Annotated in this window: 15 protein-coding genes; 7 read left to right on the top strand and 8 right to left on the bottom strand. The window is 41.7% G+C overall.

Going from position 1 to position 13,698, the window contains the following annotated elements:
- Positions 1 to 57 precede the first annotated feature (57 nt).
- Together ACOSVQ_RS07150 and ACOSVQ_RS07145 are read right to left on the bottom strand one after the other, a co-directional pair.
- Complete coding sequence (locus ACOSVQ_RS07150; protein WP_491981865.1) at positions 58 to 1,437, bottom strand: YjiH family protein; 1,380 nt, start codon at positions 1,435 to 1,437, stop codon at positions 58 to 60.
- A gap of 388 nt (positions 1,438 to 1,825) precedes the next feature.
- The gene (locus tag ACOSVQ_RS07145) at positions 1,826 to 3,502 is read right to left on the bottom strand and encodes a SulP family inorganic anion transporter (protein ID WP_491981864.1); all 1,677 of its coding nucleotides are present in this window, start codon (positions 3,500 to 3,502) and stop codon (positions 1,826 to 1,828) included.
- A gap of 243 nt (positions 3,503 to 3,745) precedes the next feature.
- Between ACOSVQ_RS07145 and ACOSVQ_RS07140 the strand changes: the two genes are divergently transcribed.
- The 5 genes from ACOSVQ_RS07140 (at position 3,746) to ACOSVQ_RS07120 (ending at position 7,067) form a co-directional block, all read left to right on the top strand.
- Complete coding sequence (locus ACOSVQ_RS07140) at positions 3,746 to 4,375, top strand: hypothetical protein (protein ID WP_491981863.1); 630 nt, start codon at positions 3,746 to 3,748, stop codon at positions 4,373 to 4,375.
- Between the two features lie 153 nt (positions 4,376 to 4,528).
- A complete protein-coding gene (locus ACOSVQ_RS07135; protein ID WP_165313499.1) occupies positions 4,529 to 4,828 on the top strand; it encodes an isoamylase early set domain-containing protein in 300 nt (99 codons plus the stop codon).
- Between the two features lie 188 nt (positions 4,829 to 5,016).
- Positions 5,017 to 6,330 carry a peptidoglycan DD-endopeptidase ShyA gene (gene shyA / locus ACOSVQ_RS07130; protein WP_491981861.1) on the top strand — a complete coding sequence of 438 codons (1,314 nt, stop codon included), beginning with the start codon at positions 5,017 to 5,019 and terminating at the stop codon, positions 6,328 to 6,330.
- Between the two features lie 137 nt (positions 6,331 to 6,467).
- Positions 6,468 to 6,818 (top strand): hypothetical protein, encoded by a 351-nt coding sequence (locus ACOSVQ_RS07125; RefSeq protein ID WP_491981860.1) that lies wholly within the window; start codon positions 6,468 to 6,470, stop codon positions 6,816 to 6,818.
- A gap of 108 nt (positions 6,819 to 6,926) precedes the next feature.
- Positions 6,927 to 7,067, top strand: coding sequence for a hypothetical protein (locus tag ACOSVQ_RS07120; protein ID WP_491981859.1), 141 nt, complete (start codon positions 6,927 to 6,929; stop codon positions 7,065 to 7,067).
- A gap of 129 nt (positions 7,068 to 7,196) precedes the next feature.
- On the opposite strand, the gene ACOSVQ_RS07115 is transcribed toward ACOSVQ_RS07120, so the two are convergent.
- The 3 genes from ACOSVQ_RS07115 to ohr form a co-directional block, all read right to left on the bottom strand.
- Entirely contained in the window at positions 7,197 to 7,826 is a 630-nt protein-coding gene (locus tag ACOSVQ_RS07115; RefSeq protein ID WP_491981857.1) for a glutaredoxin domain-containing protein, read from the bottom strand.
- 60 nt (positions 7,827 to 7,886) lie between these two features.
- Positions 7,887 to 8,783 carry a DMT family transporter gene (locus ACOSVQ_RS07110; protein ID WP_491981856.1) on the bottom strand — a complete coding sequence of 299 codons (897 nt, stop codon included), beginning with the start codon at positions 8,781 to 8,783 and terminating at the stop codon, positions 7,887 to 7,889.
- Between the two features lie 560 nt (positions 8,784 to 9,343).
- Positions 9,344 to 9,769 (bottom strand): organic hydroperoxide reductase Ohr, encoded by a 426-nt coding sequence (ohr, locus tag ACOSVQ_RS07105; protein ID WP_491981855.1) that lies wholly within the window; start codon positions 9,767 to 9,769, stop codon positions 9,344 to 9,346.
- A gap of 110 nt (positions 9,770 to 9,879) precedes the next feature.
- Between ohr and ohrR the strand changes: the two genes are divergently transcribed.
- Both ohrR and ACOSVQ_RS07095 read left to right on the top strand, forming a co-directional pair.
- On the top strand, positions 9,880 to 10,347 hold the full coding sequence (ohrR, locus tag ACOSVQ_RS07100; protein WP_491981853.1) for a transcriptional regulator OhrR: 468 nt from the start codon (positions 9,880 to 9,882) through the stop codon (positions 10,345 to 10,347).
- A gap of 111 nt (positions 10,348 to 10,458) precedes the next feature.
- On the top strand, positions 10,459 to 11,073 hold the full coding sequence (locus ACOSVQ_RS07095) for a fumarylacetoacetate hydrolase family protein (protein ID WP_491981850.1): 615 nt from the start codon (positions 10,459 to 10,461) through the stop codon (positions 11,071 to 11,073).
- Between the two features lie 104 nt (positions 11,074 to 11,177).
- Here ACOSVQ_RS07095 and ACOSVQ_RS07090 read toward each other — a convergent pair whose 3' ends face one another.
- The 3 genes from ACOSVQ_RS07090 to ACOSVQ_RS07080 all read right to left on the bottom strand — a co-directional run bounded on the left by ACOSVQ_RS07090 (position 11,178) and on the right by ACOSVQ_RS07080 (position 13,553).
- Positions 11,178 to 11,495, bottom strand: coding sequence for an AzlD domain-containing protein (locus ACOSVQ_RS07090; protein WP_491981849.1), 318 nt, complete (start codon positions 11,493 to 11,495; stop codon positions 11,178 to 11,180).
- Entirely contained in the window at positions 11,492 to 12,241 is a 750-nt protein-coding gene (locus tag ACOSVQ_RS07085) for an AzlC family ABC transporter permease (protein ID WP_491981848.1), read from the bottom strand. The genes ACOSVQ_RS07090 and ACOSVQ_RS07085 overlap by 4 nt, the downstream gene beginning before the upstream one ends.
- A 232-nt stretch (positions 12,242 to 12,473) precedes the next feature.
- Complete coding sequence (locus ACOSVQ_RS07080; protein ID WP_491981847.1) at positions 12,474 to 13,553, bottom strand: mechanosensitive ion channel family protein; 1,080 nt, start codon at positions 13,551 to 13,553, stop codon at positions 12,474 to 12,476.
- Between the last annotated feature and the right edge of the window lie 145 nt (positions 13,554 to 13,698).

Genomic DNA, 13,698 nt, shown 5'->3' with positions numbered 1-13,698 from the left:
GTGAAAAATAAAAAAGGCTTCAATCAATGAAGCCTTTTCGTTAAGTTCCAAGAGAACTTAGAAAATCATGTGCGCAACACCGGCAATAACTGGCAGTGTAATTAACGTACGTAGAATGAAGATAACAAATAGTTCTACGAAGTTAACAGGAATGCGGCTGCCTAGCATCAGCGCACCCACTTCAGACATGTAGATTAGCTGAGTTACAGACATTGCTGCGATAACAAAGCGAGTCATTTCATTGTCGATTGAAGCAGCTAGGATTGCTGGAATAAACATGTCTGCAAAACCAACAACAATAGTCTCAGATGCTTGTACAGCTTCTGGTATGCCTAGTAATTCTAAGTAAGGAATGAATGGCTGACCTAGCACAGAGAATACTGAAGTGTATTCAGCAATGACTAGTGCAACAGTACCAAGGCCCATAACAACTGGAAGTACACCAAATACCATGTCGATAGCGTTACGAACGCCTTCGCCGAAAACAGATTTGAATGACTTCACTTGACCAGCTTTGTTCAGCGCAAGTTCCATACCCCAAGATAGTGAGGTGTGACCCGCAGGAATCGCGTCAGCATCAGCTTCAGGTTTTGAACCATCGATAAATGTATTCTTTTTCAAGCTTAGCGGTGGCAAGCGAGGGATGATGATTGCAGCAATGAAACCAGCTAAACAGATCGCGCCATAGAATGGTAGGAACAGGTGTTCTAGTTCTACTTGAGCGATAACCACTAGGCTGAACGTAATAGATACTGCTGAGAATGTAGTACCTACAACAGCTGCTTCTCGTTGAGTATAGAATTTGTCTTCGTACTGTTTGCTCGTAAGTAGGATACCAACACTACCGTCGCCTAACCAAGAAGCCACACAGTCAATAGCACTGCGACCAGGTAGGTTAAATAGAGGACGCATCACTTTACTCAGAAGTGCACCCATTAACTCTAACAAACCAAAGTTAAGCAGTAGTGGTAATAGTAGACCGGCGAAAATGAACACAGAGAACAGCGTTGGCAACAGACCTTCCAGAACTAAGCCACCTGTGTTTTCTTCCCAAATAGCTTTAGGGCCAACTTGGAAGAATGTCATGATCACGGCTGCACCACCAATCACTCGTACTGCAAGCCATAACCATGAAGGGTTGAATAGGCCGTTTAGGAATGAATTTTCAACAATGAATGCCGGCTTAAAAAGTTTCGTTGCAAAAGATGCAACCGACATAAATGCGATAATTGTGGTTAGAATTGCAACTAAAGAGTCACCAAATAAAGCTTGTACTGATTTTGCTAGTACAGCGACAGGAATAGTAAATGAACCGTCATAGCTGATCGGTGCCATAAATAGGAACACCCCGATCAAAGAAGGGATCAGGAACATCCATAAGCTTCCAGCAGGCTTCTGTTCTACTGGAGTATCTAATGTTTGAGCGTTATCTTGCATTATTTTTCTCGTGTTACTACTAGTCAATTAACGCCATATCCTTGGCATATTAATTCACTAAACATCCGTATTTACTCATTGGCGCGAGAATATCTATTTTTTGATAGTTTAGCAATACTATTCATCATAAAAGGGTAGATATTCATTCCTTTGCACTTTGAGAATGGCAAATCATGGTGATTTGTTTCGTTATTGTTACACTGGTGAATGATTTGTAGAAAATGGTTTGTGCATTTAATGTGAGTTCGGGCACAGACTTGGAGATTAAAATGCAGGTTGAAAGTGGCTTTTGGTTGGTAAGTTATAGATTTATAAAGAAAAGCTCTTGGTTGTTCGACCAAGAGCTTAAATATGAGGATTGACAATAAAAGATTGTTGCCGTTCAGAGTTAAGCTGGTTCTGAATTTGTTAACGTAATTTTATCGATAGCATCTAAGCTGTCGCGCAGTGCATCGTCGAACTCTTTATACACGTTCTCTTCACCGACAAGATGAATAATACCAGCACGGCTCAGCTTTTGGGTAACTCGTGGGTTTGCACCTGAAATGAGCACTGTGACATTCTTACGATGGAAGTTCTCGATAATCTCTTCGAGTGCTTGAAGACCAGTAATGTCCATAAATGGAACCCAGCGTAATCGGATAATTAAAATCTTTGGTGTTTCTTGAATACTCGTCATTACTCGCTCAAATGTTTCCGCGGCTGCGAAAAAGAACGGTCCGTCGAGTGCATAAATAGCCAATTCTCTTGGTAAAGCGTTTTTGCCGTGTCGCTGTAAGTCTGGGTTCAACTCTTCAGCAGTCGGTGCTTTCACTTCTACACTGGAAGCCATGCGTTTCACAAAGTGAAGAATCGCGATGATGACACCAATGTTTACTGCGACGACTAAATCTGCAAATACAGTCAAGCTAAAGGTAATCAATAGAATTGCCACATCGGCTCTTGGCGCTCGTTTCACAAGCTTAATGAAGTGAGGGAGCTCACTCATGTTCCAAGCCACTACAAATAGAATCGCACTTAGTGTTGCAAGTGGAATATTAACGGCTAGTGGTGCTAACACTAAAAGAATCACAATCAACGTGAGCGCATGAATAATGCCTGCTAATGGGCTGTTACCTCCATTACGAATGTTTGTTGCAGTACGTGCAATAGCGCCTGTTGCCGCAATCCCGCCAAAGATAGGGGCAATTATATTAGCGATACCTTGTCCCACCAGTTCTTGGTTGGAGTTGTGCTTAGTACCAGACATACCATCGGCAACAACTGCAGAAAGCAGTGATTCGATTGCCCCTAGCATTGCAATAGCAAAAGCAGGGCCGATGAGCTGAATGATTTGTGAGAAAGAAATGTCTGGAACAGACAGCTCTGGTAAGCCTTGAGGTATACCGCCAAAAGCAGAACCGATGGTTCGCACGCCATCAAAACCAACAAAATACTGCAGAGTGGTCACAACAATGAGCGCCAATAAAGGACCAGGGATTCGTGACAGCTTAGGAATTTTTGGACCGAGGATAACTAATGCTAACGAAAGCAGTGCTAGTAATGTTGTTGTTAGATGAAACTGTGGGAAAGCGTTAAAAATGGAAAGCAGCTTTTGGTGGAAATGTGCTCCACTGATCTTTGGTAAGCCAAAGAAATCTTGCCATTGCCCAACCCAAATAATAACGCCAATACCGCTAGTGAAGCCGACAATAACAGGATCGGGAATGTAGCGAATAATGCTGCCCAACTTGGTTACACCAAGAATGAGGAGAATAACGCCCGCCATCATTGTGGCAATTTGTAAACCGCCTACACCGTACTGGGCAACAATGCCTGCGAGGATAACAATGAAGGCGCCAGTTGGTCCTGCAATCTGAACCCTTGAACCACCGAAAATAGAAACAATTAAGCCAGCAATAATTGCAGTGTAAATACCTTGTTCAGGTTTAACGCCTGATGCAATAGCAAACGCCATCGCCAAAGGAAGAGCAACCACGCCGACAATCAAACCCGCACTTAAGTTGTTTAACCAATGTTTACTTTTTAGTAGACCTGCTTTGTGGGATTCATAGATGGCAAACATATCAATAGCCTTAAAGTTGGTGTGGTAATCGAACGGCGTTTGATTCTACGCTCATTTTATGCCCTGTAAAGGTAGGATTCGAATGCATTTTTACCAATAACTCATGAATAAATGTACGAGCGAAATGTATCAAGCACGCACCTGTTAATGAATTTTTACTAATAGGTTACTGGCTTAATATTCTTAATGTTAAGTCGCTTGAGTTATAGTGTCTGCGCCTACGAAAAAATAGCTTATTAAATTATGAAAAAACGCCTATTACCTGTTCCACTTGTTCTGCTTACTCCGATTGTTTTACTCATTATCGTCATATCTGCCGGTATCTACCGATTTTCTCTTTCCGATGACGAAATCTTGGCTAAATTTCCCACCAAGACTCAACAGCAAGATCCTATCGCTCTTGAGGTGTTTGGAATAAATGTGCCAAATCCCATTACTGTGCCAGTACCTGAAACACCCAGTTTTGCTTTTATGGAATCTTGGGATGAACAGCATCGTTGGGTGTTGGGAGATTACGACTCGGGCAGCGAGCGCGGTACCGTTGCTTTAGACACTCAATTGATGCGTAAACTCGAGGGTTATGATGAACAACGCGGCTATCTGTCGGTCATTCGCGTTTCGAATCAAGGCTCAGGAGTGTTTAATTACTTGGCTTTGTTTAAATACGACGAGCTTAGATCTCGAATGGTAATGGTCAGTAGTGAGTTTCTGGGCGACCGCATAGAAGTACAGTCTCTCACTCAAAATGCCCACCAAGTGACGGTTTCCTTATTAAGCCATGCAAATAATATGGCTTTTTCTGAGGCACCGACTGAATCTATGTCTATACTATTTTCGATATCGGAGAAATATCAGCTATCTACAGCTAACTAGAAGCACAGCTTCCAGTCCGGTTCGTCATAGCAGGATAATAGCTTGGTGATACTCATTTGTTTGAGGAAACATCTTGGCTGAATTTGAAAGTTTGTAATTGAGTTTCTATCATTTGCCTAGCTGAACACTTTTTGACCGAAAATGGAGTTTGACATGATTAACAAGCGTTTCTTTAAGACAAAAGATGAAGTAGAAGTGACATTCGAACTGGATGCGCCAGATGTTGCATCGAATGTAGCTATTGTCGCTGACTTTCTTGATTGGCAGCCTCAACCAATGAAGAAAGTACCAAAAACCAGTGTTTTTAAATTTAAAGCACGCCTACCAAAAGACTCAAATTATCAATTCCGCTATTTGTTGGACGAAGAACTGTGGGTTAATGATCCACAGGCTGATCAGTACATTCCAAATGGCTTTGGCGAAGACAATTGTATGGTATCTACTCACCAATGAATTGGTTTAGATCCTATACGTTAAAGAGTAATGTTTTTGGGTTATGTAGAGCTAAACTTGCGCTATAAACAAAGCATATAAAAAGGCACTTTTGTGCCTTTTTACGTTTCTTTACTCGGTCAATAATGACATTTCGCTTAGAAAGCCGTAATCTGTGCCTCTTTTATATCATTTACACAGGTAAGGTTGTGCTTTCAAAATCTGTTATTTTGCGATTTTCAGAGCTTTCGAAAAGAAAGAAAGCCTTTGCAATAGGGTTGCCTATTGTAGCTGCTGCAGCCATCTTGTTGTCTTCAAATCCTGAGTCAAATCAGCGACGTATCGCTCTATCTCTTCCAGATACAGATATGGTAGAAACCATTTTTGGAGAGTCAAAGCAAGATAGTGTGCCACTTCCAGATTACGAGTATGTCATCAGGTCTGGTGACAATTTAAGTAGCATCTTTAGCCAGCTTGGTTATTCATACCAAGAGCTGATGAAGATTATGGAAACAGACTTAAACTATCTGGCACTAGATACTTTAAAGCCGGGTAACATTTTACGTTTCTGGTCAGGTGACAATAAACAAACTCTAGATAAGATGGAGCTAGAGTTTAGCTTGGTTGAGCGAGCAGTTTATTCGCGTGTTGAAGATGGAAGTTATGAATATAAAGACGTAACTTTACCAAGCCGCTGGAAAGAATTTGCCCTTGTTGGTGAAATTCAGGGGAGCTTCTCACAATCAGCGAATAAATTGGGTTTGGGTAGTGCGGAGATCGACCAAATCGTTGCTTTATTAAAAGATAAAGTGAATTTTGGCAGAGACTTACGTGCTGGAGATCAGTTTGAAGTTGTGCAGTCTCGTCAGTATGTCGGAGAGAAACTGACAGGCAACCGAGAAATTCAAGCGATCAAAATTTACAGTCGTAGCAGTGAAATCGCGGCATATCTTTACAAAGATGGTCAGTACTACGATAAAGATGGCAACAGTCTTCAACGTGCTTTTCAACGTTATCCGACAAAAACACATTGGAGAATGTCATCAGGTTTCGACCCTAACCGTCACCACCCTGTTACTGGCTTATTTGCTCCGCACAACGGAACGGATTTCGCTACGCCAATAGGGACACCTGTGCTATCAACTGGTGATGGTGAAGTCATCATGACACGTAACCATCCTTATGCGGGTAACTATGTAGTCATCAAACATGACAATACTTATAGCACCCGCTATTTGCACTTAAGCAAAATATTGGTACGTAAAGGTCAAAAGATAACCCGTGGGCAAAAAATAGGCTTGTCAGGTCAGTCGGGAAGAGTGACTGGACCGCATCTACACTATGAATTGATTGTTCGTGGTCGTCCGGTTGACGCGATGAAAGCGAACATACCTATGGCGACTTCGGTGCCTAAAAGTGAAATATCTCAATTCATAGCACGTCGTGATGAGCTAAATAAGATCCTTGATACCAAAGAAAGCATGCTGGCTTCAAATGGTAAAGATGTACCACAAGAAGGTTAACTGAGCAGTGAAGAAGAGCCCTATCATTAGATAGGGCTTTTTTATGGGTTAAATCTTCATACAAAGTCAGAGTGTTGTTATCGAAACTGTCAGTTTTACGTATATAATCCACGCGTATTTAATTGAGGAGTGCATTTATGCAGCAAAACGAATTTGAAGCTTTGGTTAAAAGCTTATGTGAGAAAGAAAACTTACCTCAAGCTTTAGAGCTGCTAAAAGCGAGTGAAGATGAAGAAATTGCGGAAGCTGCTCAATCATTAACAGGTCAGTTTGCACTGGCAGAAGTGGACGGTGAACAACGCATTTATCACGTAACTTTACAACAAAATGAACAAGGCGAAGAGCAAGAGTTTGTTGAGCATGTAATGAATGAAGGTGACGATGTAATTAAATTTGTTGCTTGGTTCTTTGATGTTAATTTTGAAGTTAAACAAAGAGATACATATCAAGCAGCTGGAAAAACATATAAGCAGCCAAAAAGAAGCTAATATTCATTGCATTGAATAGTGTGATTCAAGTCTTGTTATTGCTTATTTGTGTGATATAGTTCACGCACAAATTTAGTGGTAAATTTACAAAAATTGCGGAGACACACTATGAATTTTCAATTTGCTTCAGCTTATATGATTACTGGTGAAGTGGTTGTTAAACAAGTGATGGACGAAACTCTTTACGGAAAAGCCAAAGTTAAGAAGCCTTCTCGTATTAAAATGTTTCTTAAGAAAATCAGTAAGTAATTAGGCTGAATTTGATAAATCCAGAAGGCCCTGAGATTGAAAAATCTCAGGGCTTTTGCTTATCTGTCATATTGATAAGGGGCTAGCATATTCTCTCAGCTCGAAAAGAGAGCAGGAATATCTCTTAATCTATCGGTGCTCTTTAGCGTGAATTGGGTGGACATTTTCTGGTGGTCTAGAGGCGATGATGTGGTTACTTTCTTGCTGTAGCCAAACTTCAAGTTCGCTGCAACCGCCAATGTATTTACCTTCAATCCAAATCTGCGGAACTGTGACAGGTGTTTTTTCTCCAATGATGGCTTTTACTTCTGGAATCATTCGGTATAACGCAGCGCTGTTTTTTACCACGTCTTGGTATTGATAAGTAATACCTGCTTGGTTGAGTAGCTGTTTTGCTTTAGTGCAGTATGGGCAAGTCTCTTTACCATAAACAATATTGCCTTTCAGAGTGTCACGTTCTGTCCACTCTTTGATTGCAGCTTGTACCAACAATCCTCTGTTGAGTGCTTCACCTTGGCTAATCACTTTGCCTTCTAGGATCACGATAGGTGCGTGCCAAGCACCGTATTTTAGTGGTTCCCACCAATGAGAGAGCCAATCTTTAACTTCCAGCTCAATCGGTACATCCGCGAGTTCGTTTTTAAACGTATCGAGAAGAATGTCTTTTGTCAGGGTGCATTCACCACAGGGAATATTCACTTTAAATGGGCCAAAGCTTCCAGCCCATCGATATAAAGTCACTGTAATTGGCTTTGTCATGGTTTTAAAGACCTAGTTAAATGTAACCTACACTTGATTACTTAAAACATAAGAACGGCTTTAGGCCGTTTTTATTTCAGCGTGCGTCTTTTTTGCTTCCCATTGGGTGATAAATGCAACCGACATGATGATGATGATTGCGCCCAGCCATAGTCGACCTGGTGGAACCCAGCCGAAAACCATCCAACCAGCAAGAACGTTTAGTGGTAGTTTTGCGTGATCAAAAGGCTGTACGAATGATGCATCGGCAACCGAGTAAGCTTTTACTATCGCCCATTGTGCTAGTGCTGTCATTGCTCCTGCCGCAATGAGTAAAGCCCACAAAGTACCACCGACAGGTGTTTGCCATTCTGGAACAGCTAATAGCAAGTTAAACGGTGTGATGAGCAGCAATAGGTAGACAACCATGGTTGATGGGCTATCAACGGCAGATAATTTTTTAACCATTAATGAATAGCATGCCCAGAAGAAGGCTGCGCCAACAGGCAGTAGGGTAGCCCAGCTAAAATCTTCAGCCCACGGCTCTAGAATGATCATCGCGCCGATAAAGCCAGTTAGCGTTGCACCCCAGCGTGCTACACCGACTTTTTCTTTCAGCAGTAGACCTGAACCCACAGTGGCAAATAAAGGCGAAGTCATGAGTAGCGCGATACCTTGCCAAATAGGCACTGGGTAGGCTAGAGCCCACAGCCACAATTGAATGCCAATCACCGCCAAAAAAACACGAAACACGTGCCAACCAAAATATTGAGTACGAAGTGATTGGCGAATCCCTAACGTTTTTAAATAAGGGAGAATAACTACAATGGCGACAGCGTATTGAATCAAGGCGACAGTCGTTGAAGTGAGTCCGAATTTAATGCTCGCAATCTGCGTCACACTGTTCACAACAGCAAAAGCGAGTCCTGCTGTTAACATCCAAAATGCGCCATGGATTGGCTGATGTTTTCCGTTCATTTGAAATGCTTAACAATTAAAGAGAATGGAATGAATGATACGTGCTATTTGCTGGGAAACCAATTGTGATTATCTGTTGGAGCTATTCAGTAAATTTGAGGTAAATGGCAGATAAAAAAAGGCCTCCTAATAGGAGGCCGAAAGAACATGAAGTGACCAGTGATTTCTGCCTTATCACTGAAAAGAAGCACAAACGCTGCCTGCATTTGTACTTTATATAAAGCATTAAGTATGCCAGTTTTCATTTTTCTTTAATTACAATGAGTTATGTTTATTTTGCATTTTTGTACAATTAAGTTACGTGCATCTTCATGGAGCAGCACGCTGTGATCTGGTGCAAATAAAAAAGGCCAGATTTACATCTGGCCAAAAGGACTTACCTTGGGAGTATTTAAACCAAGCAAACATTACTAGTTACAAGATACTTATAGCATTTGAACTCATCTCTTTGCTGTACGCTAAGATAGTTGGGTTAAATGACGCTTTGATTTCAACTTGTTGGCATTATTGTGATTAAAAAAGCTCGCACAGGGCGAGCTTTTGGCGTGTTGCTATTTAACTTAAGCGATTTTCACGCCGTTTGCTGTCAAAGCAACGGCGATATTGCCGCGAGTTGCGTTTGAATATGGGCATACTTGATGAGCAGTTTTTACTAGTTCAACAGCCAAAGCTTCTTCTAAATCTAACTGAGCTTCTAGGCTCACCGTTAGCGCGAAGCCTCCATTGTCATTAGGGCCGATACCAACTTCAGCAGTTACGGGTGCGGATTTAAGCGTTACTTTTGCTTCACGAGCTACGTGTAAGATTGCGTTTGAGAAACAAGCAGAATAGCCAGCTGCAAATAGTTGCTCTGGGTTAGTTGCTGTTCCATTGCCACCCATTTCTTTTGGGTAGCTTAAGTCTACAGATAGTAAACCGTCTTCTGTAGAAACTTTACCGTTACGGCCTGCTAACGCTGTTGCTTTTGTTGTATAGATAGTCGCCATGTTTTTTACCTTAATTTATATTGTGAACAATCTAATTGTTTGCAATATTAAATCGATCTTTAGGTCGATTGCAAGTATATTGTGCACAACTTAGTTTGAGAGAGAGAAACATGAGTCATTGTGTAACAGGTAAGAATGTAGATTCTTTAAGCAAAGAAGAGCTTTTGTTGCTTGATAATCAGCTTTGTTTTCCTTTGTATAGTGCAGCAAATGCCGTTGTTCGAGCATATCGACCACTGCTGGATGCACTCGATCTTACCTATGCCCAATATCTGGTTATGATGGTGCTATGGCAAACCAACGGAATTAACGTAAAGATACTTGGTGAAAGATTGCATCTTGATTCAGGAACACTGACACCGCTTTTAAAACGATTGGAGACCAAGGGTATTGTTATCCGAAAGCGTGGGCAGTCAGATGAGCGTGTACGTGAACTTTTCCTCACTGAAGAAGGTTTTGCTCTTAGGCAGAAAGCGATGTCTATTCCGAATGCCATGCTATGCAAGCTTGACCTTGAATTGGACGAACTGATCTCGTTAAAAACACTTTGCGAAAAGGTCATTGCAAAGTTGTCTTAATCAAGAAAAGCGAGCGAAAGATCTTAGTTTAAGTAACACATTCATCAATTTAGTTGTTGTATTAAACGGATAAGATAAAATTTTCGCTCACTCAATGTTCAAGGAAGAAAAATGAACTCAGTTCGATTAGATGAACAACCTATTTACCCATCGAAAGTTGTCTGTGTGGGCCGTAATTATGTTGAGCATATCAAAGAGCTAAATAATGCCATTCCGGATCAGATGGTGGTATTTAATAAACCAAACAGCAGCGTTACGTCAGTCTTACACTCTTTCCATCAGGAGACATTACACTACGAAACAGAGATCTGTTTTCTTGTGAAAGATGGGCAATTTTCTGCAGTAGGTCTGGGTTTAGACCTTACCAAACGTGAGCAACAAGCTGTTTTAAAGAAACAAGGTTTACCTTGGGAACGAGCGAAAGCTTTTGATGGTTCTGCTGTGTTTAGCCGCTTTATTCCATTGGATGGGATTGATATCGCTTCTTTACATCTTGAGTTACTCATTAACTGTGTGAGAGTTCAAGCTGGTGGTGTCGAACAAATGATGTTCAAACCAGATGTGATTCTTAATGAGTTGAAATCTTACACCACGCTTTTTGATGGCGATATTGTTATGACTGGCACGCCTCAAGGTGTCGGAGAAGTGCATCGTGGCGATGTGTTCTTAGGCCGCCTAAAAAGCGGTGATAAAACACTTATCGAGATTGAATGGGCTGCTGAATAGCCTTTGTTTGATTCCCTTCTTACTTACCTATGTTGAGCGATGTAAGAAGGGATGTTCCCAACGGATTTATTGCTTGTAAATCTAACTGCTTGTAAATCTAACTCTTAGCCCCACACGACCAAATTAAGCACTAGAAAAGCAGCCATGCTTACCACTGTGGTCAGTAAAACATTCTTTGTTTTCCAAGCAATGATGCCTGCCAATATTGCAGCCCAAAGGTATGGGTTTTGAGAAGACGTGTTCAACTCACTGTCATGAGTAAAAACAATCGGAGCCCAAATCGCGGTGAGTACAGCTGGACTGGAATAGCTGAGTAACTTCTGCACTCCTGGGCTTAAACGTAGCGGCAGCCTTGGTTCAAGAAAAAGATAGCGGCTAAGAAATACCAAACACGTCATAGCTAATATGGAGAGAATAATCATGCTTTATCTCCAACTTGTGTATTGCTCTTTGCCTTTCTAGCGAGTGCCAATTCAGTAAAGTAGCCCGCTAACATGGCTCCTATGCTGGCGTACATTAAGCTGCCATTGATACTGAAAATCGTTAGAGCGACAGACAGCATAAGTGCCGTGATCACTGAGACCAAGATAGGGACGCTTTTTACATTAGGTATCACAATGGCGATAAATGTCGCAGCGACTGCGAAATCCAACCCAATAGAGTTGAGTGAAGGTATATAACTTCCGGCAACAATCCCTACTAAGGTTGCTAAGTTCCAAATAAGATAAAAACTAAATCCAGCACCAAAAGCATACCAACGGTTAAACTGCTTTTCACTCTGCTGACCACATAGTGCGAATAACTCGTCTGTCAGCAAGAAACCCAAAACCACACGCCAACGTGTTGGAAGAGGGCTAATTTTACCTCTCATGGATACGCTATACAGGAAATGGCGAGAAGTAATGAAGAATGTGGTTATCAGCATCGTCATTAATCCCGCTCCCGCTTTGATCATACCTGTAGCGACCAACTGAGCAGAACCAGCAAAAAGAATGGCAGACAACGCTTGGCTTTCGAAGGGATTGAGTCCTGCTTCAATAGCAAACGAACCTGCAAGTAATCCCCACGGAAGAACCGCTACGCTAAGTGGTAGCATGGCGACAGTACCTTGCCAAAAAAGCCGTGGTTTGGAGTCGACAGTCTGGTGAGACATTGCCGTACTATTCATAAATCATCCTTAATATCGTGATCCCTAGTTGCTAGTTGCTAGTTGCTAGTTGCTTTGGCTGGGCATCACCATTTATCTATCTCGTTGGTCACTACTTGTGTTCAACTTTATGAACATTCTTAGCAAAAGCCTAATTGAATGCACTGTGACCTTACCAGAATTAGCGAGAGATAAAAGGCACATAGAGTGCCTTTTATGGGTTTTTGATGCCTAGAGTGCGAGTTGCGATGGTTCAATCTTCTAAGAAAGGTGCTTCTTTTGGTTCGATGACAAGAGTGCGCGTTGGGTAAGCTATATCGGCTCCATTTTGATGAATGATGCCCATCACTTTAAGCATTACATCTTGCTTCACTTCATGGAATCGCACCCAGTTGATGGTTTCAGTAAAGGTGTAGATGAAAAAATCGAGAGAAGACGAGCCAAACGCGTTGAAGTTCACTATCAGAGTCTGGTTGGCGTCGATATCTTCGTGGTTTTCCAACATCTCGCGTACTTGCGCAACGATGGTTGCCATCTTATCCGCATCTTGATAACGCAGCCCAATCGTTTCGTAAATTCGACGGTTTTTCATACGTGACGGGTTTTCAACAATGATATTGCTGAATACAGAGTTCGGAACGTAAAGAGGTCTCTTGTCAAATGTTCGGATGATAGTCATTCGCCAACCGATGCGTTCTACCGTCCCTTCAATTTCTCTGTCAGGCGAGCGAATCCATTCACCAACCTTGAATGGGCGGTCGAAGTAAATCATTAAGCCACCGAAGAAGTTGGAAAGTAAGTCTTTTGCTGCAAGTCCGACAATCAAGCCACCGACACCACCAAACGTTAACAAACCACGAAGGCTGACTCCTAGTGTTTGCATCACAGATAGAAGACCAATGGTCATAATGATCAAGCGAGACACCTTACCCACTGCCTGAACGGTTGTCTCGTCGCGTCTTTTATCCTGAAGCAGATAGTGTTCAACGTTGAGGGCTAAGCGAATCAGAATCCAAATAAAGATAGCCGCCAGCATGAGCTTTTTACTTGTTGCTAACCAACTGAATTTGCTTTGAATGTTATCATCCAATAGCAATCCCAGAGAGATGGTTGCAGGCCAACACCAAATTAAAGTACTGATTGGGGTTTTTAGTGCATGTAAAACCAAGTCATCCCAGTGAAATTTGGTTTTCTCACTGATATTGGATAAACGGCTAAAAACGAAGCGCCAGATTACCCATGCGACTAAGCTCGCCAAAGTAATGAAAAGTACGCTGTTATCCCAGCCTTTGAGGTACTGTGAAGTTTGAAACTCTGTTAATAATTCGTTCATATCCATCCGAACTTGATGTCATTTTTCTCGTCTAAATTAACAGAAAGTCGCTTTATTCTCTAGATTATGTGAGTTAAGTGGCGAGTTTTTAAAGGCATTCTATGCTAATTAAAAAGTAGACCAAGATTATTCAACAAGTTTGGTA

This window comes from Vibrio sp. HM8-C, from assembly GCF_058630515.1.
This window is presented reverse-complemented; position numbering and strand designations above follow the sequence as displayed.

Coding starts and splice junctions, on each gene's coding strand:
- ACOSVQ_RS07150 (WP_491981865.1), bottom strand. CDS start 1,437: ATGCAAGATAACGCTCAAACATTAGATACTCCAGTAGAACAGAAGCCT.
- ACOSVQ_RS07145 (WP_491981864.1), bottom strand. CDS start 3,502: ATGTTTGCCATCTATGAATCCCACAAAGCAGGTCTACTAAAAAGTAAA.
- ACOSVQ_RS07140 (WP_491981863.1), top strand. CDS start 3,746: ATGAAAAAACGCCTATTACCTGTTCCACTTGTTCTGCTTACTCCGATT.
- ACOSVQ_RS07135 (WP_165313499.1), top strand. CDS start 4,529: ATGATTAACAAGCGTTTCTTTAAGACAAAAGATGAAGTAGAAGTGACA.
- ACOSVQ_RS07125 (WP_491981860.1), top strand. CDS start 6,468: ATGCAGCAAAACGAATTTGAAGCTTTGGTTAAAAGCTTATGTGAGAAA.
- ACOSVQ_RS07120 (WP_491981859.1), top strand. CDS start 6,927: ATGAATTTTCAATTTGCTTCAGCTTATATGATTACTGGTGAAGTGGTT.
- ACOSVQ_RS07115 (WP_491981857.1), bottom strand. CDS start 7,826: ATGACAAAGCCAATTACAGTGACTTTATATCGATGGGCTGGAAGCTTT.
- ACOSVQ_RS07110 (WP_491981856.1), bottom strand. CDS start 8,783: ATGAACGGAAAACATCAGCCAATCCATGGCGCATTTTGGATGTTAACA.
- ohr (WP_491981855.1), bottom strand. CDS start 9,769: ATGGCGACTATCTATACAACAAAAGCAACAGCGTTAGCAGGCCGTAAC.
- ohrR (WP_491981853.1), top strand. CDS start 9,880: ATGAGTCATTGTGTAACAGGTAAGAATGTAGATTCTTTAAGCAAAGAA.
- ACOSVQ_RS07095 (WP_491981850.1), top strand. CDS start 10,459: ATGAACTCAGTTCGATTAGATGAACAACCTATTTACCCATCGAAAGTT.
- ACOSVQ_RS07090 (WP_491981849.1), bottom strand. CDS start 11,495: ATGATTATTCTCTCCATATTAGCTATGACGTGTTTGGTATTTCTTAGC.
- ACOSVQ_RS07085 (WP_491981848.1), bottom strand. CDS start 12,241: ATGAATAGTACGGCAATGTCTCACCAGACTGTCGACTCCAAACCACGG.
- ACOSVQ_RS07080 (WP_491981847.1), bottom strand. CDS start 13,553: ATGAACGAATTATTAACAGAGTTTCAAACTTCACAGTACCTCAAAGGC.